Genomic DNA, 1,084 nt, shown 5'->3' with positions numbered 1-1,084 from the left:
ATCATAGGTCATGACGTCGTAGATCTCGTCGGAGAGGATGGCGACCTGCGGATGCGCCTCCAGCCCCTTGACCAGTTTCTCGATCTCGGCACGCGGCGTGACGCCGCCTGTCGGATTGGCGGGCGAGTTGAGGATCAGCAGCCTGGTCTTCGAGGTGATCAGCGCCAATGTCTCCTCGGCCGAGAAGGCAAAGCCGTTCTCCTCGCGCATCGGCACGGGAATAGGGGCTGCACCGGTGAACTCGATCATCGAGCGATAGATGGGAAAGCCCGGATCGGGATAGAGGATTTCGGCGCCAGGTTCGCCGAACATCAGGATCGCGGCGAACATGGTTGGCTTGCCGCCGGGCAGGATCATCACCGTTTCGGGCGATACTTCGACACCAGTGGTGGTCAGCGTGCGCCGCACCACCGCTTCGCGGGTCGCCAGCAGGCCATTGGCCGGCGTGTAGCCGTGATGGCCGTCGCGCAGCGCCTTGATCGCCGCCTCGACGATGTGCTGCGGCGTCTTGAAGTCCGGCTGGCCGATGCCGAGATTGACGATGTCGCGGCCTTGTTGGGCAAGTGCTGTGGCCCTCGCGAGCACGGCAAAGGCGTTTTCCTCGCCAAGGCGGTCGAAGGCCGAAATCGTGTGGAGCATTTTTCCCGTCCGTGTGGTTCTTGCTGTTGGGTCGCGTTTTTGTGAGCTTCGGCTGGCAAAAGTCAAACGGATTGGAGCTTTCGGTGTCGGAAAATCTCAGGGATTGGCAACCGCGCCCGCGGCCCGAACGCAAGACCATCGACGGAAGCACTGTCCGGCTCGAACCGCTGAGTGCCGCAAAACATGGCGATGGCCTCTATGAAGCGTCCTCCGTGTCCGACATCGACGGCCGCTTCGCCTGGTTGCCCGATTATCCGCCGGAGACCCGCGCCGCCTTCCAGCCATGGCTGGACAAGGTCGAGGCCAGCGAGGATCCGCTGTTCTTCACCGTCATCGACAAGCCCAGCGGCAAGGTCGCCGGACGCCAGACGCTGATGCGCATCGATCCGGCGTACGGCGTCATCGAGATCGGCAACATCTATTGGGGACCGCTCATCTCGCGCAA

At 62.7% G+C, this 1,084-nt stretch carries 1 protein-coding gene and 1 pseudogene; one reads left to right on the top strand and one right to left on the bottom strand.

The annotated features are described in order from the left end of the window. A partial coding sequence (locus EN893_RS35220; RefSeq protein WP_128362225.1) for an aminotransferase class I/II-fold pyridoxal phosphate-dependent enzyme occupies window positions 1-639 on the bottom strand: 639 nt, incomplete at its 3' end. A gap of 83 nt (window positions 640-722) precedes the next feature. Between EN893_RS35220 and EN893_RS35215 the strand changes: the two are divergent. Further along, window positions 723-1,084 (top strand): annotated as a pseudogene (locus tag EN893_RS35215) (GNAT family N-acetyltransferase); the annotation flags it as partial.

Source organism: Mesorhizobium sp. M7A.F.Ca.CA.004.04.2.1 (assembly GCF_004022825.1).
Taxonomy (GTDB): Bacteria; Pseudomonadota; Alphaproteobacteria; order Rhizobiales; family Rhizobiaceae; genus Mesorhizobium.
The sequence above is the reverse complement of the archived record's forward strand: the minus strand, read 5'-3'. Positions and strand labels throughout refer to the sequence as shown.